Source organism: Streptomyces crystallinus, from assembly GCF_039521265.1.
Classification (GTDB): Bacteria; Actinomycetota; Actinomycetes; order Streptomycetales; family Streptomycetaceae; genus Streptomyces; species Streptomyces crystallinus.
Map to the genome: position 1 here is coordinate 31,777 of NZ_BAAACA010000011.1, position 23,177 is coordinate 54,953.

Sequence of the window (23,177 nt, forward strand, 5' to 3'; positions counted from 1 at the left end):
TGCGGGGCCGGATGTCCGAGGCGTACGAGGCCTACGAGGCGCAAGAGGCGTACGTAGGGACATATGAGGCGTACGTGAGGTGTCCGCACGCCCCCGTGCGCCTCCGGTCCGCCCCGGCTCGGCGGGGCGGACCGGTGTGTCGGTCAGACGGTGCCGGCGCGCGGCGGGACCCTGGTGACGGCGGGGGTGGTGTTGAGGCCGAGGGTGACCAGGGCGACGCCCTCGCCGGCGTCCTGGACGACGGCGGGGGCCCCGACCATGAAGCCGGAGGACGCGTCGCCGTGGAGGGTGACCTGCTTGCCGCTGTCGACCATTTCTATGGTGCCGGTGCCGCTGCGGGAGGAGAGCATGACGCCGCCGGTGGCGAGGTCCTGGCCGGCGACGAGGGCGACCGGGCCGTAGCCGGTGACCTTCTGGTCGGGCAGTTCGGTCCAGCGCCCGGCCTGGCCGCCGCGCAGCTGGGCGACGTTGACCTGGTCGCTGGAGGGCTTGTGATAGGCGAGCAGTACGGAGCCGTCCTTGGCGGCGACCGCGTCGGGTGCGTCGCCGGGGCGGGTCTTGAGGCCCCGGGCGCCGCGGACCATGGCGCCGCCGGCGTCCTTCTGGGTCCAGTGCTCGACCCAGCCGAAGGCGGAGCCGAAGACGTGGACGCGGCCGTCGCCGTCGACGGCGGCGCTGAGGCCTTCCTGGATCTGTCCGCCGCCGGGCAGCTTCTGCCACGGCGACCAGACGCCCTGCTTGTCGCGGACGCGGGTGCTGATGCCCTTGGCGGCGTTGCGCACGAAGACGTGGACGGTGCCGTCGGGGGCGGCGACGGCGGTGGGCGGGCCGGTGAGGCGGGAGCGGCGGGGGTCGGTCTCGGGGTTGCCGAGGCTGGTCCAGCGGTCCTCGAAGTCGCCGCCGGCGCTCTTCTGCTGGAGCACCACTATCTCTCGGGTGTCGTCCTTGTCGGCGGAGCCGAGGTCGGTGAAGCGCAGGCCGAGGACGAGGTGGCGGCCGTCGGCGGCGACGACCGCGCTGAGGGCGGGGGCGAGGGGGCCGCCGCCGAGGTCCTCGGCCGCGCCCCAGCCGCCGCTGAAGGGGCCGGATTCGCGCCAGCGGGCGGCGCGGGTGCCGAGGACGGCGTAGGCGCTCATCCGGCCGTCCTTGTCGACGACGACCTTGGGGCCGGCGGTGGGGTAGCGGCGGTGGGTGGAGCGGACCCAGCCCTTCTTGGACTTGAGGACGCCGTTGAGGCCGACGGAGTAGTCGCCGCAGCCGGAGCCGTTGCCGCACTGCCAGGTGGAGGCGCCGCCGTAGGCGTTGAGGTACTCGGTCTTCTGGTGGACGGTGTCGTTGGGGAGGTTGTACGGCCAGCGCTGGTTGTAGTAGCCGCGGAAGGCCTCGGTGAGGAAGCCGGGGGTGCGGGCGCCCTGGCTGCTCCCCCACTGGGCCAGCGCGCGCCAGGTGAACAGGGCGACGGCGGTGTGGTCGGGGTGGTCGGAGTAGCCGACCTGGTCGCTGCCGCGCGGGTGGAGCTTGTCGTGGACCTGGGCGTCGGGGTCCGGGTCGAGGGTGCGCACCAGCGTGGGCCGGTACTTGCGCATCAGGAAGAGCAGCGTGTCGGTGAGCTCGTCGCGGCTGAAGGTGTACTTCTCGCGGACCGGGGACTCGGGGGTGGGCTGGGTGCGCAGCACCACGCCGGGGGTGTTCCACAGCTGGGTCATGCCGACCCAGCCGCGGCCGGTCTTCTCGTGCATCCGCAGCCCGAGGAAGATCAGTTCGGCGCGGCGGCCGTTGTACTCCAGGACGTTGAGCTCGGCCTCGCGGCCGCCGGGCAGCTTGAGGGCGGTGCGGGTCCACGGGGTGAACAGGGTCGCGCCGAGCATCCGGGCGTACGCCTGGCGCAGTCCCTGCTGGCGCGCGGAGACGTAGGCGGGCACGTCGGGGCGGGCCTTGGGCTCGCCGGGTGCCTGGTTGACGCCGAAGGAGCCGCCGCCGGTGACGTACACGGAGACGACGGGCACGCCTCGCTCGATCGTGTTGAGCGTGTCGGGGTTCATGAAGAACAGGTCGTCGTCCGGGTGCGCGACGATCGCCATGGCGAGCGGGCGGCCGGGGGTGTCGAAGCTGCTGCGGTGGTCGACCGGGAGCAGCGAGACCGGCTTCGGTGGTTCACTTGTGACGGCAGCGCCTCGGGCCGAGGGGTGCTTGCTGTCGCAGCCGGCGATCGCGCCCGCTGCCACCACCCCCGCCAGCGAAGCCAGCACGGTACGCCGGGAGGCCACCTGGCGTCCCATCATCGGCCAGCGTCCCATGTCCTTCTCCCACTCCCCGCTTCACGTTCATCTGCGATCAAGCAGACCGCCACACGAGGAGAGGGCGGAAACTTCATTTGGGTTCCACTCGATGAAGCAATCGTGATGCATCGATAGAATTACGAAGCAACTTGCCGATCTTACTCATTATTGGCACCATGCAACGCTGACCATTAGCCCAGACGAGAGCTAGGTTCACCGTGAGTGACTCACTGCTGCCCTATGCGGTGGGCGCCGCCAAGCGGGCGCGCCGCGCGGCAGTACGTATGCGCCGACGTGTCGAGCAGATGCATACCGTACCGGCCATCGACGGAGTCAAGCCGCGGCCGCTGCTGCAGCCCGTGCACTTCTCGGTCTCCGGTGGGCGCACCCTCAACTTCGCGGTGACGTTCCCGCGCCGCCCGGAGGCGGTGAGCGCGGCGCATCTGGAGATGTCGCGCGGGCGCAAGGTCGTCCATGTGGAGCTGGAGCAGGAGCCGCAGAGTGACGGAAGTCTCCTTCTGACGGCGACCGCCCCGCTGCGTCATGACGATCCGTCGGAGACCGGCACGCGCGGTCCGGTGCTCTCGTCCGGGATGTGGCGCATGGAGGTCGTGGTCACCGACAGTGACGGCCGTGAGCTGCGGGCGAAGATCGCCTCGGCTCCCGCGGAGTCGTCCGACGGCCCCACGCTGTCCACGTCGCCGTCACCCTCCAGCGGCGCCGTCTTCCGTCCGGTGCGCTCGGTCGACGGCCGTTCGATGCTGAGCGTGCGCGGCCCGCGCCACCAGGCCGAGCTGACCTCGTTCGAGCTGCGCTGGGACCGGATCACGGTGCACGGCCGGCTCATCGCGCCCCAGGCCCCCGTCGAGGAGTACGTGGCGGAGGCGGTGCTGCGGCGCAGCAGCAAGGCGGCTTCGGCCGTGCCCGTCTGGGACGGCGACCGCTTCACCTTCGACGTGCCGCTCGCCGAGATGGCGGTCGGCCGCTCCACGCGCACCTGGGACATGCATCTGAAGGCCGGCGGGAACCGGATCAAGATCGCCCGGAAGCTGACCGATGTGCGTCACCCCAAGCAGGTCTACCGGACACCGTTCCGTATCGTCGCTCTCGACAACGGTTCGCTGGCGCGGGTGCACGCCTATGTGACCCCGGCCGGCGTGCTCGCCGTGTCCTGTACCGGATTCGGAACCGCCCCCCGTGGCGCAGAGGAAGTTGCATGAAGATCACGTTTCTGCTCACCTGGGGCGACGAGATGGGCGGCACCGAGATGGCCGCCTACACCCAGGCGATCCATCTCGCTCCGCGGCACGACGTCGAGGTGCTGAGCGTCTTCAAGACCCGCCCGGAGCCGTTCTTCTCGGCGGCCCAGCAGGTCAAGCGGCGCTACCTGGTGGACAGGACCGAATCGTACGGACGCCCGGTGCGCCCCAGCGCGCTGGACGAGAACGCCTGCCGCACGCTGGAGTCGCTGCCCAGCGAGATCATCAAGCCGTCCTGGGAGTCGACGTTCGACCGGCTCTCCGACATCGAGATGACGGCCGCCCTCGGCTCCCTCGACTCGGACGTGCTGGTCACCACCACTCCGGCGCTGCTGGCCGCGGCCGCGGAGCTGGCGCCCTCGCGCGTCGTCACCGTGCACCAGGAGCACCGCGCCTCCCAGCTGCGCGGGGTCTCCGGTGAGCCGCTGCTGGTCTACGGCCCGCGCGTGGACGCGCTGGTGTCGCTGACCGAGCGCACCAACGACTGGTTCTCCGACTCGCTGCGCGAGGCGGCCCCCGAGCTCGCCGCGATCCCCAACGCGGTGCCCGACGGCTACCGTCCGCGCGCCGACCTGGAGTCCAAGACGATCGTCCTGGCTGCCCGGATGACCCCGGAGAAGCAGCTGGACCACGCCATCCACGCCTTCCACCGGATCTCCGCGGACTTCCCCGAGTGGCAGCTGCGGATCTTCGGCGACGGCCCGCAGGAGGTGCGTCTGCGCCGCCTGGTCGAGGGCCTGGGCATGCACTCGCGCATCGAACTGGTGGGCCGCTCCTCGCAGATGGAGCAGGAGTGGGCCAAGGCCAGCGTCTGTCTGCTGCCCTCGCGCAACGAGGCCTTCCCGCTGGTGCTCCTGGAGATGTTCGCGGCCGGTGTGCCGGTCATCGCGTACGACATCGTCACCGGGCCCGCCGAGATCATCCGCCACGACGTGGACGGCCTGCTGGTGCCGCCCGGCGACATCGACTCGCTGGCCGCCGCGATGTCCCGCCTGATGGGCGAGGACGACACCCGGCACGCCTTCGGCAAGGCCGCCCGCAAGGGCGTGTACGAGCGGTTCGGCGGCGAGGACATCACCGCCCGCTGGGAGCAGCTCTTCGCCAAGCTGGTCGCCCGCCGCGACACCCCCGAGCGCCTGGCCCAGCGCGCCGACCGCACCGCGCTGCGCATCGCCGCCGGCGGCACCCGCAGCTTCAGCGTCGCCGCGCCCGTCTCAGCCCTGTCGAACTCGGCGGACGAGCAGAAGGCCCGCGAGGTGATGATCCAGGCGCAGGACCGCACCGGGACGCTGATCCGCTCGGCGGGCCGGCTCGCCGAGCAGCGCGACGACATCACCGGTCCGCGGATGGCGCAGATCAACCTGGAGATCACCGCCAAGGTCCTGGAGGACGCGGGGATCCCGTACATCCTGCTGCGCCACGACGCCGGTGTCGCCCATCGCGTCGCCGTCCCCGTCGAGATGCGCCGACGGGTCCTGGAGGCCATGTCGACGGCCCTGCACGGCAAGCCGGTCTACGCCGAGCTGGTCACCCCGCGCGGCGCCGCGCCCGGCGCGGTGCTGGCCGAGCGCCTCGCCGACATCGGTGAGGTCGCGGGTCTGCGCGTGTTCAAGCCGATCACCTCCGAGAGCCGCACCCTGCGCTACGGCCCGGCCTACGGCTGCAGCCTGGAGTTCTGGGCCGAGTCGGAGGAGGACGGCTGGCGGGAGACGCCCCGCCTGACCACGCTGCTCGGGCGCCGGCTGCCGAACCTGGAGGCCACCGCCAAGCTGCGGGTCGGCGAGCGCGACTACCCGACGCTCGCGCAGTTCACCAAGCAGCTGATGTGGGACGTCGACTATCCGATCGACGTCGTCTACACCTGGGTCGACGACACCGACCCGGCCTGGCAGCAGCGCCGCGACTCGGTGCGCCGCAGCCGCGACATGCCGACCAACGACGCCGACAGCGGCGACGTGCGCTTCCGCAACCGCGACGAGCTGCGCTACTCGCTGCGCTCCCTGGAGATGTTCGCGCCCTGGGTGCGCACCATCTACCTGGTCACCGACGACCAGACGCCGGAGTGGCTGGACACCACCCAGCCCGGCATCAAGGTCGTCACCCACCGGGAGATCTTCAAGGACCAGGCCTGGCTGCCGACGTTCAACTCGCACGCCATCGAGAGCCAGCTGTACCGGATCGACGGTCTGGCCGAGCACTTCCTCTACCTCAACGACGACGTGTTCATCGGCCGCCCGCTCAACCCGTCGTCGTTCTTCCTGAGCAACGGCGTGGCCAAGTTCTTCCGCTCGCCCACGGCCGTCCCGCCGACCGAGCCGTCCCCGGACGACGAGGGCTACTTCGCGGCCGCGAAGAACAACCGGGCACTGCTGGAGAAGGCGTTCGGGCGGACCACGACGACCAGCTTCCTGCACGCGCCGCACCCGCTGCGCCGCAGTGTGCTGACCGAGATCGCCGAGAAGTTCCCGGACGAGGTGGGCCGTACGGCGGCGAACCCGTTCCGCGCCAACTCGGACCTGTCGATCACGTCGTCGCTGCACCACCACTACGGCTATCTGATCGGCAGCTCGGTGCCGAGCGCGATCTCGTGCAGCTACATCAACGTGGGCAACTACGAGCACCACACGGTGCTGACCCGGCTGCTCGCCGAGCGCGCCCACGACACGTTCTGCATCGGCGAGTCCGCCGACGCGGAGGTGTCGGTGGAGGAGCAGGACCGCGTACTGCGGGCGTTCCTGAGCGCGTACTTCCCGGTGAAGTCCCGCTTCGAGCGCGACTGACGCGCCTGTCGCGTCGGATACGGAAAAGGGGCTCGCCCCGGACCTCGTGGTCCGGGGCGAGCCCCTTTCTGCCACCCGCTCGGGCGGGCGTTACTTCTCGAACGGGCTGGGCACCGGGAAGTACGCGTCCAGGAACGGTGTGATCAGGTCCTTCTGCTCGTGCACGTCCTGCTCCGTGGACACCGTGTCGTTGACGCAGAACACCGTCTTGTCCCGGTTGGCGAGCAGGCGCCCGAGCCGGGTCTCCGTCCACGGGTGGGTCAGGTCCAGGTAGGTGTACGGGAGTTCGGAGGGCACCGCGCGCTGGGTGTGGTACGCGTAGTAGTGGTGCAGGGACGACGAGATGGAGATGTCGTCCTCGGAGCGGAACCGGCTCGCCTCGGTGTAGCGGTACTCCGGCTCGAACTCGGTCTCGATCTCGGTGAGCAGGCTGCGCCGCAGCGGGTGCGGCATGTGCTTCATCTTCTGCACGACGACCGCCCCGTACCGCTCCTCGATGAGGCGGCGGTTGTTCTTGCCCGCGGCGGCGACCGGCGGGTCCTCGGGGGTGCGCGCGCCCAGCGGGACGAGGGCGGGCGACGGGAAGAACTTGGTGAGGCCGCTGGAGAGGAAGAAGTCCTGCGGGGTGACCTCGTTGCCGAGCATCACGTCGTCGTTGAAGTACAGGAAGTGCTCGGCGAGGCCGTCGATGTGGTGGAGCTGGCTCTCGATGGCGTGCGAGTTGAAGGTGGGCAGCAGGCCCGGGTCGCGGAAGATCTCCTTGTGGCTGACGACCTTGATGCCGGGCTGGCTGGTGTCCAGCCACTCCGGCGTCTGGTCGTCGGTGACGAGGTAGATGGTGCGCACCCAGGGCGCGTACATGTGCAACGAGCGCAGCGAGTAGCGCAGTTCGTCGCGGCTGAGGTAGCGCGCGGCGTTGGCGGCCTCGGCGTGGTAGGTCTCGCCGGTGAAGGCCGCGCGGCGGCGCAGCCAGTCGGGGTCGGCGCCGTTCACCCAGGTGTAGACGACGTCGATCGGGAAGGTGATCTCGTCGGTGGGGTGGATAGCGAACTCGGCGCGGGTCGGCACCTGGGCGGCGTCGGGGGCCTCGCGCGGGGCGAGGTAGGTGAAGTAGGCCTCGGAGACGCGGGTGGTGGGGCCCGTCAGGGCGAGCGTCTCGGCGAGCTTGCCGACGCGCGGCGGCACCAGCTGCCCGTCCTCCTCGTGCCAGAACTCGACGTCGCAGCCGTAGCGGTTGCCGAGGATGAGGCGGTGCGTGTCGTCCGTGCGGTACCAGGTGACGCGGACGGTCCCGGCGCTCTTGAACCGGCGCCAGGTGGCGTCCTCGTAGCCGGGCAGCGAGGTCTCGGGGACCGGGTTGTTGCCCTTGACGTGGGTGACGTAGCCGGGCTGGTCGCCGCAGAGGGCTTCGAGGACCTTCAGCACGGCCGTACGGTCGTCCTCGCGGACGGCGACGGCGGAGGCGGTCTCCGAGCGGCCGCGCACACAGAAGTGGTCGAGACCGGCCGCGTGCAGGGCGCGCAGCACGGTGTCGAGGTTGGCGCGGCGGGCCTGGAGCGGGGTGACCCCGGGCGTGACCAGGGCGACCTTGGGGTCCTTGCCGACGTGCACGACGGCGCGGTCGGCGCCGGAGGCGAGGGCCTGGTAGCGCTTGGTGACGCGGGCGGCGCGCATCTTCTCGGCGACGGCGGCGCCGCCGGCGATGCGCATCTTGACGCGGCGTCGCATATCGGCGTCGACCTGCGAGACGATCGCCTTGCGGACGCTCTCGGGCACGGCCCGCCGGTAGACCCCCAGCAGTCTCGGTGCCTCGGGATTACGCACGGGGGGCTACTCCTTGACGTTCGGTGGACATCGTACGTTTGCTGAACGTGTCCAGTATGCCGCTGCGGCCTCCGGCCTCCGAAGAGGGGTTTTCCCGGTGCGGATTCGGCTGCGGGCCGTGGATGGCTGGTCGCGCAGTTTCCCGCGCCCCTAGGTAGTTGGGGGCGCGGGGAACTGCGCGCTCAGCCACGACGGTCCGCAGACGAAAGCCGCCGTCCGGCTGCGGACCGTGCCGGGTTGCTCGCGCCCGCGCGGCGGAGCCGCACATGTCACAGCCCCGCGCCCCTGGGCAACCCGCCCGCAGCCGGACCGAGCCGCTCGGCTAGAACGGCTTGAAGTCGTCGTACTCCTGCTGCGCCTCGTCCCGCTCCGCCTCGCGGTCCCGGCGGCGCTGCGCCGCGGGGCGCGGGGCCTCCAGGCGGTGGTCCTCACCACGCCGGCCCAGCATCTCCGCGCCCGCCATCATCGTCGGCTCCCAGTCGAAGACGACCGCGTTCTCCTCGGGGCCGATGGCGACGGCGTCGCCCGCGCGGGCGCCCGCCTTCATCAGCTGGTCCTCGACGCCGAGCCGGCTGAGGCGGTCGGCGAGGTAGCCGACGGCCTCGTCGTTGTTGAAGTCGGTCTGGCGGATCCAGCGCTCCGGCTTCTCGCCGCGCACCCGGTAGACCTCGGCCGCCTCGTCGTAGGTGACGGTGAAGCCCGCGTCGTCGACCGCCTTGGGGCGGATCACGATCCGGGTGGCCTCCTCGACGGGCTTGGCGGCCCGCGCCTCGCCCACGATCTTCGCGAGCGCGAAGGAGAGCTCCTTGAGACCGGTGCGGGCGACCGCGGAGACCTCGAAGACCTGGTAGCCGCGCTCCTCCAGATCGCCGCGGATCATGTCCGCGAGCTCCTGGCCGTCCGGGATGTCGATCTTGTTGAGGACGACGATACGGGGCCGGTCCTCGAGCCCGCCGTACTGCTTGAGCTCGGCCTCGATGATGTCGAGGTCGGAGACCGGGTCGCGGTCGGACTCGAGGGTGGCGGTGTCCAGGACGTGCACCAGGACCGAGCAGCGCTCCACGTGCCGCAGGAACTCCAGGCCCAGGCCCTTGCCCTGGCTGGCGCCGGGGATGAGGCCGGGGACGTCGGCGATGGTGTAGACGGTGGAGCCCGCGGTGACCACGCCGAGGTTGGGGACCAGGGTGGTGAACGGGTAGTCCGCGATCTTGGGCTTGGCGGCGGAGAGCACCGAGATCAGCGAGGACTTGCCGGCGCTCGGGTAGCCGACGAGGGCCACGTCCGCGACGGTCTTGAGCTCCATGACCACGTCGCGGGCCTCGCCGGGCTCGCCGAGCAGCGCGAAGCCAGGGGCCTTGCGCCGGGCGGAGGCGAGCGCCGCGTTGCCGAGGCCCCCGCGGCCGCCCTGGCCGGCGACGAAGGTGGTGCCCTGGCCGACCAGGTCGGCGAGCACGTTGCCGTCCTTGTCGAGGACGACGGTGCCGTCCGGGACCGGCAGGACCAGGTCCTGGCCGTCCTTGCCGGAGCGGTTGTCACCGGCGCCGGGCGCGCCGTTGGTGGCCTTGCGGTGCGGGCTGTGGTGGTAGTCGAGCAGCGTGGTCACCGACTGGTCGACGACCAGGATGACGTCGCCGCCGCGGCCGCCGTTGCCGCCGTCGGGGCCGCCGAGCGGCTTGAACTTCTCCCGGTGCACGGAGGCGCAGCCGTGGCCTCCGTTACCCGCGGCGACGTGCAGCTCGACGCGGTCCACGAAGGTGGTCATGGGCTTTGCCTCCTGGGGGTCCCCCCGGCGGGAGGCCGGGGGAGTACGGAATGTCGTTGTAATGCCGTGTTTCATTAGAAACACGCGAAAGGCGGACCTGCTTCCCGTACGGCGTCCGTACGGGAAGTGAGGTCCGCCTCACGTAAGAACCGGTCAGGCGACCGGAACGATGTTCACGACCTTGCGGCCACGGTGGGTGCCGAACTGCACCGCGCCGGCCTCCAGGGCGAACAGCGTGTCGTCGCCACCGCGGCCGACACCGGCGCCCGGGTGGAAGTGGGTGCCACGCTGGCGGACCAGGATCTCACCGGCGTTGACGGTCTGACCGCCGAAGCGCTTCACACCGAGCCGCTGAGCGTTGGAGTCGCGACCGTTCCGGGTGGACGATGCGCCCTTCTTGTGTGCCATGTCTCCTCAGTCCCTTACTTCGCAGCCGCGGGGATGCCGGTGACCTTGATCGCCGTGTACTGCTGGCGGTGGCCCTGGCGACGGCGGTAACCGGTCTTGTTCTTGTACCGAAGGATGTCGATCTTGGCACCCTTGTGGTGGTCGACGACCTCGGCCGTGACCTTGATGCCGGCCAGCACCCACGGGTCGCTGGTGACAGCGTCGCCGTCGACAACGAGCAGGGTCGAGAGCTCGACCGTGTCGCCAACCTTGGCAGTGGAAATCTTGTCAACCTCAACGATGTCGCCGACAGCAACCTTGTGCTGGCGACCACCGCTGCGCACGATGGCGTACACGCGGATCTCTCTCTCGCTCGGAACGGAACCCCTGAAGCCAGCCGCGTCACACGGGCGAACCCGTGCTGATCCGGAATGGACGAGCGGCCTCTCCCCACAGCCGCGGACGGCCGCCGGGAGGGAGGTGCTCAGGGGTGGGCGCGCATGGAAACACGCCGAGGGTCAAGGTTACGGGCCGCCCTCCCAGGGGTCAAACCAGGACTCCGGCCCGCCGCCCGGGCCCCGCCGCCCCGGGCCCCCGCTCCTCGCTGCCCCGGGCCCGGGGCCCGGCCCCCGGCGGTCACTGATTCAATAATCACTCGTGCACCTGCGTTCGCTGCTCTCCATGCCCCGCATGCTCCGCCACGGCTCGTCCGTGGGCGCGGACCTGCCGCCCGACGAGGCCGTCACCGTCGACGCCCCGGACGGCCCGATGGCCGACGCCCTGGCCGCCCTGCACGCGGGCGACCGCGGCCCGGCCGCCGCCCTGCTCGCCGGGACCCGCGAGCGGGCCGAGTGGGAGCGCCGCAGCACCTATGTCACCCAGCTCGCCGCGGCCGCCCTGCACAGCCCCGGCTGGCTGGACGACTGGCTCGACGAGTCGCCCGAGGACCCCGACGCCGTGCTGGTCAAGGCCGAGCTCTGTGTCCACCAGGCGTGGGAGATACGCAGCGCGGCGCGCGCCAGGGACGTGGCGCCCGAGCAGTTCCAGGCGTTCTTCGCGCTGCTGGGCGACGCGGTCCCGGTGGCGTCGGCGGCCGCCCGGCTCAACCCCACCGACCCGGTGCCCTGGCAGATCGCGCTCACCCACGCCCGTGGCAGCCAGGCCTCCCGGGAGGTGTTCGACGCGTACTGGGCGGAGGCCGTCGCCCGCTCGCCGCACCACTACGGCTGCCACGCGGCGGCCCTGCAGTACCTCTCCGAGAAGTGGTACGGCTCGCACGGCGAGATGTTCGCCTTCGCCGAGCGGGCCGCCGAGAGCGCGCTGCCCGGCTCCAAGCTGCACGCGCTGCCGCTGCTGGCGGCCGTCGAGTACGTGGTGGTCTCCGACGACCCGCGCCAGAGCCCCGTCGAGCGGGCCAGGATCGACGCGGCCGTCGAGCGCGGCCTTGAGCTGTCCACCTGGTACGAGCCGGGCGACCCGGACGCGGCGGACTTCCGCAACCACCTCGTCCTGATGCTGATCCTGCACGAGCGGTGGGCCGAGGCGCTGGAGGTGTTCCGGGCGATCGGGGTGCGGGCGCGGACGTATCCGTGGGCCTATCTGGGCGAGCCGCGCACCGAGTTCGTGGAGCTGCGGTCGGGGGTGCGGATGCAGCTGGCCTCGCGTACGCCGCTGTTCTCGCGGCCCGGCCGCGCCCCGGCCGCGCCCGCCGCCCCCTCGGGCGGCCCCTCGGGCGGCCCGTCGGCAGGCGACTCCTCGGCAGGTGGCCCCGGGCAGCCGCGCGCCCTCGTGATAGCCGCCGCGCCGCCGCACCAGGTCGCGGAGGCCGCGCTGATGTGCGGGGTCTCGCTGCGGATCGCGCCCGCGCGGCCCGGTACGAGTTACGTGGAGCTCGTCCCCGACCCGGCTCCCGGGCGGCGGGCCGCGCTGGCCCGCGAGGACCGGCTGACGGCGGCGGCCGGCAGCTTCACCACGGGCGAGAAGTGGCCCGCGCTGGTGCTGCGCCGCAGCGGGCCCCGGTACGGGCTCTCGCTCCTCCAGAAGGGCACGGAGACCGCGGCCCACCAGTGGGACCCGGTGGCCCCGGTCACCGACCACGCGGCGGCCTCCGCGACGGCGCAGGCGCTGGCGGCGGCCTTCTCGGTACGGGACGCCCGGCCGCTGGTGGCGCTGCTGCGGGGGGCGGACTCGCCCGGGGCGCGCCAGGCGGACCTGGTGGCGGCGCTCGGGCTGCCGCCGCTCCCTGCGGGCTTCGGCTCCCAGGACGAGGTGCTGCGCTCCGTCCCGGGCGCGCAACTCCTCGCCCGCCGGGGTGTGTTGCGGGGCATCCGGGACTCCCTCTCCACGGACCTGGGGACTCCGGCGATCCCGGTTCCGCGCAGCCGTGGCTGGTGGCGGGTGCGGGTGGGAGGGCTCGCTGTGCTGGTCCCGGCGTCGGTGTACGCCTGGGCCACGACCCCGGACTGCTACCGGGCCACGATCCCGACCCTGGCGTCCCTGTTCCTGGCGAACCAGCTACGCACGGCGCGGCGAGCCCACCGCGACTGACTGTGCCCGGACTTTGTGTGCGGCTGGGTGGGTGGTCGCTCGCGCAGTTCCCCGCGCCCCTGTAGGGCACCGGTTCAGCTCGGTGCGGCTCTGCCGGGGTGAGTCGCTTTCGTCTGCGGGCCGGTGGCGGGCTGGTCGCGCAGTTCCCCGCGCCCCTGAAGGAACGGGCCTACGGCCCTGTTCTCCCCCGCTCCCGGCACGCCGAGGGAGCCAACCCCCGGCTTTTAGGGGCGCGGGGAACTGCGCGCTCAGCCCGACACGACCCGCAGACGAACTCCGGCCCGACTCCCCCAGGGGCGCGGGGAACTGCGCGAGCAACCGGCCACCGGGCCGCAGACGAAGGCCGGGGAAACGGGGAGGCCCGGCCCGGGTTTGGCCGGGGCGGGCCTCCTCGTCGTACCGGCAGAGATCAGCTCTCCGTGGACACCGGCTCGGCCACCGCCTTCTTCGCGGTCTTCTTCGCCGCCGTCTTCTTGGCCGCCGTCTTCTTCGCGACGGCCTTCTTCGCGACGGCCTTCTTCGCGGTCGTGGCCTTCTTGGCCGTCTTGCGAGCCGTCTTCTTGGCCGGGGCCGGGGCCTCTTCCTCCGGCTCGGCGGCCGCAGGAGCGGGCGCGGTCTCGACCACGAGGACCGCCGCCTCCTCCGCGCCCGACGGCGAACCGGCAGGCGCCGTGGCCTTGCGGGTCACCCGGCGACGCGCCCTCGGCGGGGCGGCGACCGGCGCCTCCTCGACAGCGGGCTCGGCCGCCACCGGCTCGGCCACCACGGGCTCGACCACGACCGGCTCGGGCTCGACCACGACCGGCTCGGCCGCGACCGGCGGGCCCGCCGGGGCGGACGCCTTGCGGGTGGCCCGGCGCCGGGTACGCCCACGCGGCGCCTCGTCCTCGATGAACGACGCCACCGTCACCGGCTGCGGCTCCGGCTCGGCCACCACGGGCTCCGCCTCGGTGACCGGCTCGGCGGCCCGCCGCGGCGCACCGGCCGGGGCCGACGCCTTACGGGTCGCGCGGCGGCGCGAACGGCCGCCACGGGCCGCCGCCTCCGCCTCGGCGGCGCTGCTGTACAGCTCCTCGTCCGGCACGAACGCCGGCTCGGCGAGCGCGACGGGAGCCGCGACCTCGGCCGCGACCTCCGCCTCGGTCTCGACGACGTCGACGTCGGCATCGGCGTCGGCGTCGGCGTCGACGGAGACGCCCGTCTCGACGACCCCGGCCGCAGCCACCTCGTGCTCGTGCACCTCGTGGTCGTGCCCGTCGCCGCCCCGGCCGCGCTTCTTGGAGCGCTTGCCGTTGCCGCCGCCACCGGCGCCGGTCGGCTGCTCCATGTGCACGATCACGCCGCGCCCGTTGCAGTGGACACAGGTCTCGGAGAAGGACTCCAGCAGACCCTGTCCGACCCGCTTGCGGGTCATCTGGACCAGGCCCAGCGAGGTGACCTCCGCGACCTGGTGCTTCGTACGGTCGCGGCCCAGGCATTCGAGCAGGCGCCGCAGCACCAGGTCCCGGTTGGACTCCAGGACCATGTCGATGAAGTCGATGACGACGATGCCGCCCAGGTCGCGCAGCCGCAGCTGGCGCACGATCTCCTCGGCCGCCTCCAGGTTGTTCCTGGTGACGGTCTCCTCGAGGTTGCCGCCCTGGCCGGTGAACTTGCCGGTGTTGACGTCGACGACGATCATCGCCTCGGTCTTGTCGATCACCAGCGAGCCGCCGGACGGCAGCCAGACCTTGCGGTCCAGCGCCTTGGCGAGCTGCTCGTCGATCCGGTACGTCGCGAAGACGTCGACCTCGGAGGTCCACCGCTGGAGGCGGTCGGCGAGGTCCGGGGCGACGTGCGAGACGTAGCCGTGGATGGTCTCCCACGCCTCGTCGCCGCTGACGATGACCTTGGTGAAGTCCTCGTTGAAGATGTCGCGCACCACGCGGACGGTCATGTCCGGCTCGCCGTACAGCAGGCTCGGCGAGGAGGTCGTGATCTGCTTGGCCTTCTTGGAGATCTCCTCCCACTGGGCCTGCAGACGCTCGACGTCACGGCGCAGCTCGTCCTCGCTCGCGCCCTCGGCGGCGGTGCGCACGATGACGCCCGCGTCCTCGGGGACGATCTTCTTGAGGATGGTCTTCAGCCGCGCCCGCTCGGTGTCCGGGAGCTTGCGGCTGATGCCGGTCATCGAGCCCTCGGGCACGTACACGAGGTAGCGGCCGGGCAGCGAGACCTGGCTGGTCAGACGGGCGCCCTTGTGGCCGATCGGGTCCTTGGTGACCTGCACCAGGACCGACTGGCCGGACTTGAGCGCGGCCTCGATGCGGCGCGGCCCGTTGGCCATGCCCAGCGCCTCGAAGTTGACCTCACCGGCGTACAGGACGGCGTTGCGGCCCTTGCCGATGTCGACGAAGGCGGCCTCCATCGACGGCAGCACGTTCTGGACCTTGCCCAGGTAGACGTTGCCGACGTACGAGGTGGCCTGCTCCTTGTTGACGTAGTGCTCGACCAGCACGTTGTCTTCCAGGACGCCGATCTGGGTGCGCTCGCCGCTCTGCCGGACGACCATCACGCGCTCGACGGCCTCGCGGCGCGCCAGGAACTCCGCCTCGGTGATGATCGGCACCCGGCGGCGGCCCTGCTCGCGGCCCTCGCGGCGGCGCTGCTTCTTCGCCTCCAGACGGGTCGAGCCCTTGATGGACTGCACCTCGTCGGACGGCTCGGCCTTCTCGCGGGCCGGGCGCGGCTCGCGGACCTTGACGACGGTGCGCTCCGGGTCGTCCGAGCCCGTCTCGTGGTCGCCCCCGTCACCGCTGCGACGGCGGCGCCGGCGACGGCGACGGCTGCTGCTGGTACCGGCGGCGGACGGGGTGTCCTCGGACTCCTCGTCCTCGTCCTCGAAGGCCTCGGCCTCCGCGGACTCCTCCGCCTCGTTCTCCTCGGCCTCGGCGGACTCGCCCCGGCGACGGCGGCGGCCACCGCGGCGGCGACGGCGCGAGGGACGGTCGTCCTCGTGCTCCTCGGCCTCGGCGCCCTCCGGCTCGTCCTCGGCGGACTCCGCCTCCGGCTCCTCCTCGGCGGCGGGGGCCTGCGGCTCGGGCGCGGCCTCGGCGCTCTCGCCGCGACGGCGGCGGCGCCGGCGCGAGCCGCCCTGCGGCTCGGCCTGCTCGACGACGGGCTCGGCGACGGTCTCCACCGCCTCCTCGTCCTCGGCCTCCTCCGGCACCTCGACGGCGGCCTGGGCGGCGGCCGCGGCGGCGGTCTCCGGGGTCTGGAACATCGGCTCGTGGAAGACCGGCGCCTGGAAGACGGCGACGGCGGGGCGGGTGGCGCGGCGGCGGGACCGGCCGGTCTCCGGCTTCTCCTCGGCCTGCGGCGCCTCGGGCGCCGCCGCCTTCGCGGGCTCCTTCACCGCCTCCTCGGCGGCGGCCGGGGTGAACTGCGGCGCGGTGGCCTTGCGGGTGGCGCGGCGGCGGGTGCGCGCCGGGGCGGCGCTCTCCTCGACGGCCTCGGGCTCAACGGCGGCCGGGGCCTCCACGGGCTCGGCCGCCACCACGACCTCCGCCTCCTCGGCGGCCTTGGGCGCACCGGCCGGAGCCGTCGCCTTACGGGTCGCACGACGACGCGTACGCGCCGGAGCGGCCGGCTCCTCGGCAGCGGCCACGACGGCGGCCTCCTCGGCCGGGGAGGCGACCGGGTCCTCGGCGGCGACGGCCGGCGGCGCGCCGATGGGCGCCGGGCTCTCCTCGGCGGCGGGGGCGCCGGCGGGCGCGGTGGCCTTGCGGGTGGCGCGGCGGCGGGTACGAGCCGGGGCGGCGCTCTCCTCGACGGCCTCGGGCTCAACGGCAGCCGGGCCCTCCGCGGGCTCGGCCGCCACCACGACCTCCGCCTCCTCGGCGGCCTTGGGCGCACCGGCCGGAGCCGTCGCCTTACGGGTCGCACGACGACGCGTACGCGCCGGAGCGGCCGGCTCCTCGGCAGCGGCCTCGGCCTCGGGCTCGGCGGCGGCCGGGGCCTCGACGGCCTCGACCGCGTCGGCGGGCGCGCCGACCGGGGCGGTCGCCTTGCGGGTGGCACGGCGCCGCGGACGGGCGGGGGCCGCCTCCTCGGCGGCGGGGGCCTCGGCGGAGGCAGGCGCCTCGGCCGGGGTCTCCTCGGCGGCGGCAGCGGCGGGCGCACCCGAGGGAGCGGTCGCCTTGCGGGTGGCGCGGCGACGCGGACGGGCCGGAGCGGCCTCCTCGGCGGCGGGCGTCCCGGCCTGGGCCTCGGCGGCCGGGGCCTCGGTGGCCGCGGCGGGCGTCTCGGGCGCGTCGGCGCCGGCGGCTCCCGGCGGACCGGCGGGCCGCGACGCGGCGCGGCGTCGGCGGCGCGGCGGCAGCGTGTCGCTGGGGCTGTTGTTGTCGTCCCCGGTCACGCCGGGTTCGTTCTTCTCGTTCTCAAGCATGCGGGCGTAGCTCCCGTCACGCTCCCGGGCGCCGCGCCTGGTTCCGGTCCGGCGGCACGTCCGCGCGATGAGCGCGGGTGCCGCCGTCCGGGGCGCGGGCGCCGCACGGGAGCTGATATGTCCGGCTCGCCGGTTCCGTACGCGATGTACGTACGGCCTGGCGAAAGTCTCCTGGTCAGTGCGCGGCCCGACCCAGGTGGCTCCCGAGTACCAGGGCTGCGCTACAACGACGTGCCCTTGCGCGGCAGGACCGCCCCCAAGGCCTAAAGGGCCAGGGAGGTTCCCTCAGGCGCCGTCGCAGAAGCGGTCCCGGCGGCCTTGGGTGGAGCGGCCGGGGCTGCCTCGCGGTCGGGCGCGAGCGGGTCGGTCACCGTGCCGGACTCCTCGTCGAAGAGCCCCTGCGCCAGCCTGGTCACCGCTGCGGGGACCGGCGGCGCCAGGTCGGCCACAGCTCGGAGACCGGACAGGACGTCGTCGGGTCGCACGGCAGGTGTCAGGTGCCGTACCACCAGGCGCAGTATCGCACAGGGCTTGTCCACCGGCCTATCAGCCTGTGGAGGAAGTGCCTGGAGCCCGGCGACGGCGCCGCGCGTGTCGAAGGTGCGCATGCCGTTCTTGGTGCGGCGCTGGACCTCGACGGTCTCGGCGGCGAGGAAGGCCTCGACGGCCTTCTCGGCGTCCTCGACGGGCACGCCGTCGAGCCGCATCTCCCAGACGGAGGCGGTGAGCCGGTCGGCGAGTCCCGAGGTGCGGGCCTCCACGGCGTCGGTGATGTCGAGCCCGGTGGGCAGCGACTCGTCGAGCAGCGCGAGCAGCGTCGCCGGGTCGCGGTGCTCGGTGAGCGCGATCTCCAGGTACTCGGCCTCGGAGCCGGTGCCGGTGGGGGCGGCGTTCGCGTACGACACCTTGGGGTGCGGGGTGAAGCCCGCCGAGTACGCCATGGGCACCTCGGCGCGGCGCAGCGCGCGCTCGAAGGCGCGCTGGAAGTCACGGTGGCTGGTGAACCGGAGGCGGCCGCGCTTGGTGTAGCGCAGTCGGATGCGCTGCACCGCGGGTGCGGGCGGCGGGCCTTCGGGCTGTCGCTTGCCCAGTGGTTCTTCTCCTCGTGCGGGGCGGGCGCGGTGGGCGCCGCCCACCTGTCCTGTGGGGGCCCTCCGGTCACGGCCCGCGCGCCACCCGGCTCATCCCTCCGTCGTACGGAGGGAGATCTCGGGGGCGGGCACCGCGCCGGAGGCAGTAGTTGTACTACCCAGAGTACGCGTCGGACGGGCTGCGGGGTTCCGCACGGGCGGGAGCGGGCACTTCGGCTGCGGCTCGAAGGGGGCTGGTCGCGCGGTTCCCCGCAGGGGCGCGTCTTCGGGGGCGCGGGGAACTGCGCGACCAGCCCAGCACGGTCCGCAGCCGAAGCACCCACCTGTCCAGGCGTCAGGCCCGCAGCGCCCGCCGCACGGTCTCGCGGGCCGAGACGAGGGCCTCGCGCGCGGTGCGTCCTGCCTCGGCGGCGATCCGCTTCACCGGGGCCCACAGCACGGCCCGCACCCAGTGCGCGACGGGTGCGCACACGGTCCGCCACACCCAGCGCACGGGCCGCCCCACCAGCTGCCACCCGAGCCACTTCAGCGCGCGCCCGACGGCCCGCGAGACCTGCCCGGCGATCCGCCACGCGTGCCCGAACGCGGCACCGACCTCGCGAGCGACGACCGCGACGGCGTGCCCGAGGGGCCTCAGCACCCGCCGGCAGAACCACCCGACGGGTACCACAAACAAGATCAAACCCACTCGTACGAGGGCAGTTCCGAGCACGGAGAGGACCACACCGAGCCCCCGCCCGAGCCACGACAGCCCCCTCCACACCCACGCGCCGACCCACCCGAGCCCGATCCCCACACCGGAGCCGACCCAGGCGATCCCGGCCCACACACCGGAGAGGACCCACACGAGGCCCGACCACAGGCCGGCGACCACCCACCACACCCCGCGCCCCACGGGGGTGAGTACGTACCGATACACCCACCCCGCCGGCACGGCGACCCCGTACCGCCACAGCCAGCCCAGCGCCCGCCCCACCGGCCGCAGCACCCCGCGATACACCGCCCGGCCCGCCGCCGCGACCGCGTCCCAGACCAGCCGGACCGGGAGCACCAGGACCAGGACCACGATCCGTACGGGAAGCCGGACCGCCACGGTCAGACAGCCCTCGGGCTGCTTCGGCTGCTGCTGGAGTTCCATGTGCCTCAGGACGCACCACAGGCCCCGCACCGTTGCGGTGCGGGGCCTGCTGTGATCAACCGGAAATGAAGCGGGCTACTTCACGACCGTCAGCGGAAGCAGCTTCTTGCCCGTGGGGCCGATCTGGATGTGGGTGTCCATCTGGGGGCACACCCCGCAGTCGAAGCACGGCGTCCAGCGGCAGTCCTCGACCTCGGTCTCGTCGAGGGCGTCCTGCCAGTCCTCCCAGAGCCAGTCCTTGTCGAGGCCGGAGTCCAGGTGGTCCCAGGGCAGGACCTCCTCGTAGGTGCGCTCGCGCGTCGTGTACCAGTCGACGTCGACGCCGAAGGACGGCAGGGTCTTCTCGGCGCTCGCCATCCAGCGGTCGTAGCTGAAGTGCTCGCGCCAGCCGTCGAAGCGGCCGCCGTCCTCGTAGACGGCACGGATGACCGCGCCCACGCGGCGGTCGCCACGGGAGAGGAGGCCCTCGACGATGCCGGGCTTGCCGTCGTGGTAGCGGAAGCCGATGGAGCGGCCGTACTTCTTGTCGCCGCGGATCTTGTCGCGGAGCTTTTCGAGACGGGCGTCCGTCTGCTCCGCCGAGAGCTGCGGGGCCCACTGGAACGGGGTGTGCGGCTTGGGCACGAAGCCGCCGATGGAGACCGTGCAGCGGATGTCGTTCTGGCCCGAGACCTCACGGCCCTTGGCGATCACGTTGACCGCCATGTCGCCGATCTGGAGGACGTCCTCGTCGGTCTCGGTGGGCAGGCCGCACATGAAGTACAGCTTCACCTGGCGCCAGCCGTTGCCGTACGCCGTCGCGACCGTACGGATCAGGTCCTCTTCGGAGACCATCTTGTTGATGACCTTGCGCATGCGCTCGGAGCCGCCCTCGGGGGCGAAGGTCAGGCCCGAGCGGCGGCCGTTGCGGGTCAGCTCGTTGGCGAGGTCGACGTTGAAGGCGTCCACGCGGGTGGAGGGGAGGGACAGACCGATCTTGTCCTCCGTGTACCGGTCCGCGAGGCCCTTGGCGATCTCACCGATCTCGGTGTGGTCGGCGGAGGAGAGGGAGAGCAGGCCCACCTCTTCGAAGCCGGTCGCCTTCAGGCCCTTCTCGACCATCTCGCCGATGCCGGTGATGCTTCGCTCCCGCACGGGGCGCGTGATCATGCCGGCCTGGCAGAAACGGCAGCCGCGGGTGCAGCCGCGGAAGATCTCCACGGACATGCGCTCGTGGACGGTCTCGGCGAGGGGGACCAGGGGCTGCTTGGGGTAGGGCCACTCGTCCAGGTCCATCACCGTGTGCTTGGACACCCGCCACGGCACGCCCGACTTGTTCGGTACGACCCGGCCGATGCGGCCGTCCGGCAGGTACTCCACGTCGTAGAACGCCGGGACGTACACGTTGCCGGTCTTCGCGAGGCGGAAGAGGACCTCCTCGCGGCCGCCGGGGCGGCCCTCGGCCTTCCACGCGCGGATGATCTCGGTCATGTCGAGCACGGCCTGCTCGCCGTCGCCGATCACCGCGCAGTCGATGAAGTCCGCGATCGGCTCGGGGTTGAAGGCCGCGTGGCCGCCCGCGAGGACGATCGGGTCGTCGAGGGTGCGGTCCTTGGACTCAAGCGGGATGCCCGCCAGGTCCAGGGCCGTGAGCATGTTGGTGTAGCCGAGCTCGGTGGAGAAGCTGAGGCCGAGGACGTCGAAGGCGCCGACGGGCCGGTGGCTGTCCACGGTGAACTGGGGCACCTTGTGCTCGCGCATCAGGGCCTCCATGTCCGGCCACACGCTGTACGTGCGCTCGGCCAGGACGCCCTCGCGCTCGTTCAGCACCTCGTAGAGGATCATGACGCCCTGGTTGGGCAGCCCGACCTCGTACGCGTCGGGGTACATGAGCGCCCAGCGGACGTCGCAGCTCTCCCAGGGCTTGACCGTGGAGTTGAGCTCACCGCCGACGTACTGGATCGGCTTCTGCACATGCGGGAGCAGGGCTTCGAGCTGTGGGAAGACGGACTCGGCGGCAGTCATCTCGACGAACTTTCGTGAGCTGGCAGGGGGCGACTCTCTAGCGTAACCCGCTCACGAGGTACCCCCGGCCGCCCGCGGCCCCCCGGCTCGGTCCCGCGGCTCCCCCGGCTCAGTCCCGCAGCCGCTCGCGCAGCTTCGGCCGGGAGGCCTTGTGCCAGGCCTGCGGCAGCTCGCGCTCGCGGTCGGCGGCGGCCGCGGCCTCCCGTCCGTACAGGAGTCCCCAGGTGAACGCGGACTCCCCGGCCAGATGGGCCTGGACGGCCAGGCCGCGCAGGGCCTCGCGGGCCACCACGCTGTCCTGGTGGTCGCCCAGGACCGTCTGCACCGACTTCATCTTCTTGGCGAACTTCTTCGCGGGGGCGCCGAGCGCGGGCTTGGCGGCCTCGGCGGCGTAACGGGCGCGCTTGGCGGCCTTGCGGGCCTCGTGCATGGCCACGTCGCGCGCCTCGCCCGAGTCGAGTTCCAGGGCGTGCGCCATCCGCCCCGCCAGCCGGTGGTAGTCCTTGATCACCGCCTTGGGCAGCACCTCGGTGACCGGCCGCCGGGCCGCCGGGCGCAGCGGCGGGCTCTCCAGCAGCGCGTCCAGGGTGTCGAGCAGTACGAGGTAGCGCCTGCTGTCGAGGACGGCGAGGGTCTTGCGGCGCGAGCCGGAGCGGCGGGCCACGCTCCAGATCCGCAGCCGGCCCCGGACGGGGCCGAGCACCAGGGGGCGGGGCAGGGACGCCAGGTGGTTCTGGAGGCGGGCGGTGAGCACTTCCTGGTCGCGGTCGACGCCGAGCTCGGCCGCGAGCCACTTCAGCTCCTCCCCGAGAGGGTCGGTGACGGTCCGGTCCAGGACCTTGCGGTACGACTTGAAGGCGCTGCGCAGCCGGCGGGTGGCGACGCGCATCTGGTGGACGGAGTCGGGCAGGTCGCGCCGGACGGCCGGATCGTGGGCGACGAGGGCGTCGCGCTGGGCGCGCAGATAGCCGAGGACGTGGCCGCCCGCGGTGTGCTCGTCCAAGGTCTTCGCGGGGGCGGGCTCGGGCAGGCCGGGCACGTCGGGGGCCGTCTCGGCGAGCGCCCGGGCCAGCTTGGAGGCGCTCTCGGAGGGGCGCAGGCCCGCCTTGCGCAGCCGCTTCTCGACGCGGTCCAGGAGGTCGGGGTCCACCTCGTCGGCGAGCTCCACCTCGACCTCGGTCCAGGCGGCCGTGGCGCCCGCCTTGCCGGGGCCGAGCCGCACGGCCCGTACCGCGTCGACGCTCACCTCGGCGAGCAGCGTGCCGTCCCCGTCGACCAGTTGGCGTACGTCACGGGAGGAGGTCAGCCGCACGACGGGGTCGAGCCGGGCGTCGCGGACGCGGGAGCGCAGCAGGGCCGTCAGGGTGCGGGGCACCTCCGGGGACAGGGGGGCGCGGATCTCGTCGCGGATGCCGGTGGCGACCGGGAACTTCAGGTGCCAGCCGGCGTCGTCGCCGCCGGTGCGCCGGCGCAGGGTGAGGGAGTCCACGGCCAGGCGCAGGTCCGGGGTGTCGTAGTAGACGGCGTCCAGCTCGACGACGCCCTTGTCGACGACGCCGGCGACGCCCCGGACCCTGGTGAGGTCGGGGAGCCGGACGTCGTCGCCGGTGGCTTCGTACTTCCGCTCGATCTCGCGCTTCGTCTCCGCCATGAAGTGAATCTAGACGCGAATCCGGAACC

At 72.8% G+C, this 23,177-nt stretch carries 13 protein-coding genes; 3 read left to right on the forward strand and 10 right to left on the reverse strand.

What is annotated here, in order from left to right:
- Positions 1–143: 143 nt before the first annotated feature.
- Positions 144–2,297, reverse strand: a complete 2,154-nt coding sequence (locus ABD236_RS09555) for a PIG-L family deacetylase (protein WP_344072395.1) — start codon at positions 2,295–2,297, stop codon at positions 144–146.
- Positions 2,298–2,497: 200 nt separating this feature from the next.
- On the opposite strand from ABD236_RS09555, the gene ABD236_RS09560 reads away from it, so the two are divergent.
- Together ABD236_RS09560 and ABD236_RS09565 are read left to right on the forward strand one after the other, a co-directional pair.
- Positions 2,498–3,499 (forward strand): hypothetical protein, encoded by a 1,002-nt coding sequence (locus tag ABD236_RS09560; RefSeq protein WP_344072398.1) that lies wholly within the window; start codon positions 2,498–2,500, stop codon positions 3,497–3,499.
- A complete protein-coding gene (locus ABD236_RS09565; RefSeq protein WP_344072400.1) occupies positions 3,496–6,318 on the forward strand; it encodes a stealth conserved region 3 domain-containing protein in 2,823 nt (940 codons plus the stop codon). The genes ABD236_RS09560 and ABD236_RS09565 overlap by 4 nt, the downstream gene beginning before the upstream one ends.
- Positions 6,319–6,408: 90 nt before the next feature.
- On the opposite strand, the gene ABD236_RS09570 is transcribed toward ABD236_RS09565, so the two are convergent.
- The 4 genes from ABD236_RS09570 to rplU all read right to left on the reverse strand — a co-directional run bounded on the left by ABD236_RS09570 (position 6,409) and on the right by rplU (position 10,647).
- The gene (locus tag ABD236_RS09570; protein WP_344072402.1) at positions 6,409–8,142 is read right to left on the reverse strand and encodes a stealth family protein; all 1,734 of its coding nucleotides are present in this window, start codon (positions 8,140–8,142) and stop codon (positions 6,409–6,411) included.
- A gap of 322 nt (positions 8,143–8,464) precedes the next feature.
- Positions 8,465–9,904, reverse strand: coding sequence for a GTPase ObgE (obgE, locus tag ABD236_RS09575; protein WP_344072404.1), 1,440 nt, complete (start codon positions 9,902–9,904; stop codon positions 8,465–8,467).
- A 153-nt stretch (positions 9,905–10,057) separates the two neighbouring features.
- Positions 10,058–10,312 (reverse strand): 50S ribosomal protein L27, encoded by a 255-nt coding sequence (rpmA, locus tag ABD236_RS09580; RefSeq protein WP_108955339.1) that lies wholly within the window; start codon positions 10,310–10,312, stop codon positions 10,058–10,060.
- A 14-nt stretch (positions 10,313–10,326) separates the two neighbouring features.
- Positions 10,327–10,647, reverse strand: coding sequence for a 50S ribosomal protein L21 (gene rplU, locus ABD236_RS09585; RefSeq protein WP_015033583.1), 321 nt, complete (start codon positions 10,645–10,647; stop codon positions 10,327–10,329).
- A 325-nt stretch (positions 10,648–10,972) separates the two neighbouring features.
- Here rplU and ABD236_RS09590 point away from each other — a divergent pair, with 325 nt between their 5' ends.
- A complete protein-coding gene (locus tag ABD236_RS09590) occupies positions 10,973–12,838 on the forward strand; it encodes a hypothetical protein (protein WP_344072411.1) in 1,866 nt (621 codons plus the stop codon).
- 409 nt (positions 12,839–13,247) lie between these two features.
- Here the strand turns inward: ABD236_RS09590 and ABD236_RS09595 are convergent, their stop codons facing one another.
- The 5 genes from ABD236_RS09595 to ABD236_RS09615 form a co-directional block, all read right to left on the reverse strand.
- Positions 13,248–17,264 (reverse strand): Rne/Rng family ribonuclease, encoded by a 4,017-nt coding sequence (locus ABD236_RS09595; RefSeq protein ID WP_344072413.1) that lies wholly within the window; start codon positions 17,262–17,264, stop codon positions 13,248–13,250.
- Positions 17,265–17,527: 263 nt separating this feature from the next.
- Complete coding sequence (locus tag ABD236_RS09600; RefSeq protein ID WP_344072415.1) at positions 17,528–18,313, reverse strand: TIGR03936 family radical SAM-associated protein; 786 nt, start codon at positions 18,311–18,313, stop codon at positions 17,528–17,530.
- Positions 18,314–18,689: 376 nt separating this feature from the next.
- Positions 18,690–19,493, reverse strand: coding sequence for a hypothetical protein (locus ABD236_RS09605; RefSeq protein ID WP_344072417.1), 804 nt, complete (start codon positions 19,491–19,493; stop codon positions 18,690–18,692).
- A gap of 75 nt (positions 19,494–19,568) precedes the next feature.
- On the reverse strand, positions 19,569–21,497 hold the full coding sequence (locus ABD236_RS09610) for a TIGR03960 family B12-binding radical SAM protein (protein WP_344072419.1): 1,929 nt from the start codon (positions 21,495–21,497) through the stop codon (positions 19,569–19,571).
- A gap of 109 nt (positions 21,498–21,606) precedes the next feature.
- On the reverse strand, positions 21,607–23,148 hold the full coding sequence (locus ABD236_RS09615; protein ID WP_344072421.1) for a CYTH and CHAD domain-containing protein: 1,542 nt from the start codon (positions 23,146–23,148) through the stop codon (positions 21,607–21,609).
- Positions 23,149–23,177: the final 29 nt, after the last annotated feature.

Bases quoted from the DNA above. Each gene is read 5' to 3' on its own strand.
- ABD236_RS09555 (WP_344072395.1), bottom strand. From the start codon at position 2,297: ATGGGACGCTGGCCGATGATGGGACGCCAGGTGGCCTCCCGGCGTACC.
- ABD236_RS09565 (WP_344072400.1), top strand. From the start codon at position 3,496: ATGAAGATCACGTTTCTGCTCACCTGGGGCGACGAGATGGGCGGCACC.
- obgE (WP_344072404.1), bottom strand. From the start codon at position 9,904: ATGACCACCTTCGTGGACCGCGTCGAGCTGCACGTCGCCGCGGGTAAC.
- rpmA (WP_108955339.1), bottom strand. From the start codon at position 10,312: ATGGCACACAAGAAGGGCGCATCGTCCACCCGGAACGGTCGCGACTCC.
- ABD236_RS09590 (WP_344072411.1), top strand. From the start codon at position 10,973: ATGCCCCGCATGCTCCGCCACGGCTCGTCCGTGGGCGCGGACCTGCCG.
- ABD236_RS09595 (WP_344072413.1), bottom strand. From the start codon at position 17,264: ATGCTTGAGAACGAGAAGAACGAACCCGGCGTGACCGGGGACGACAAC.
- ABD236_RS09605 (WP_344072417.1), bottom strand. From the start codon at position 19,493: ATGGAACTCCAGCAGCAGCCGAAGCAGCCCGAGGGCTGTCTGACCGTG.
- ABD236_RS09610 (WP_344072419.1), bottom strand. From the start codon at position 21,497: ATGACTGCCGCCGAGTCCGTCTTCCCACAGCTCGAAGCCCTGCTCCCG.
- ABD236_RS09615 (WP_344072421.1), bottom strand. From the start codon at position 23,148: ATGGCGGAGACGAAGCGCGAGATCGAGCGGAAGTACGAAGCCACCGGC.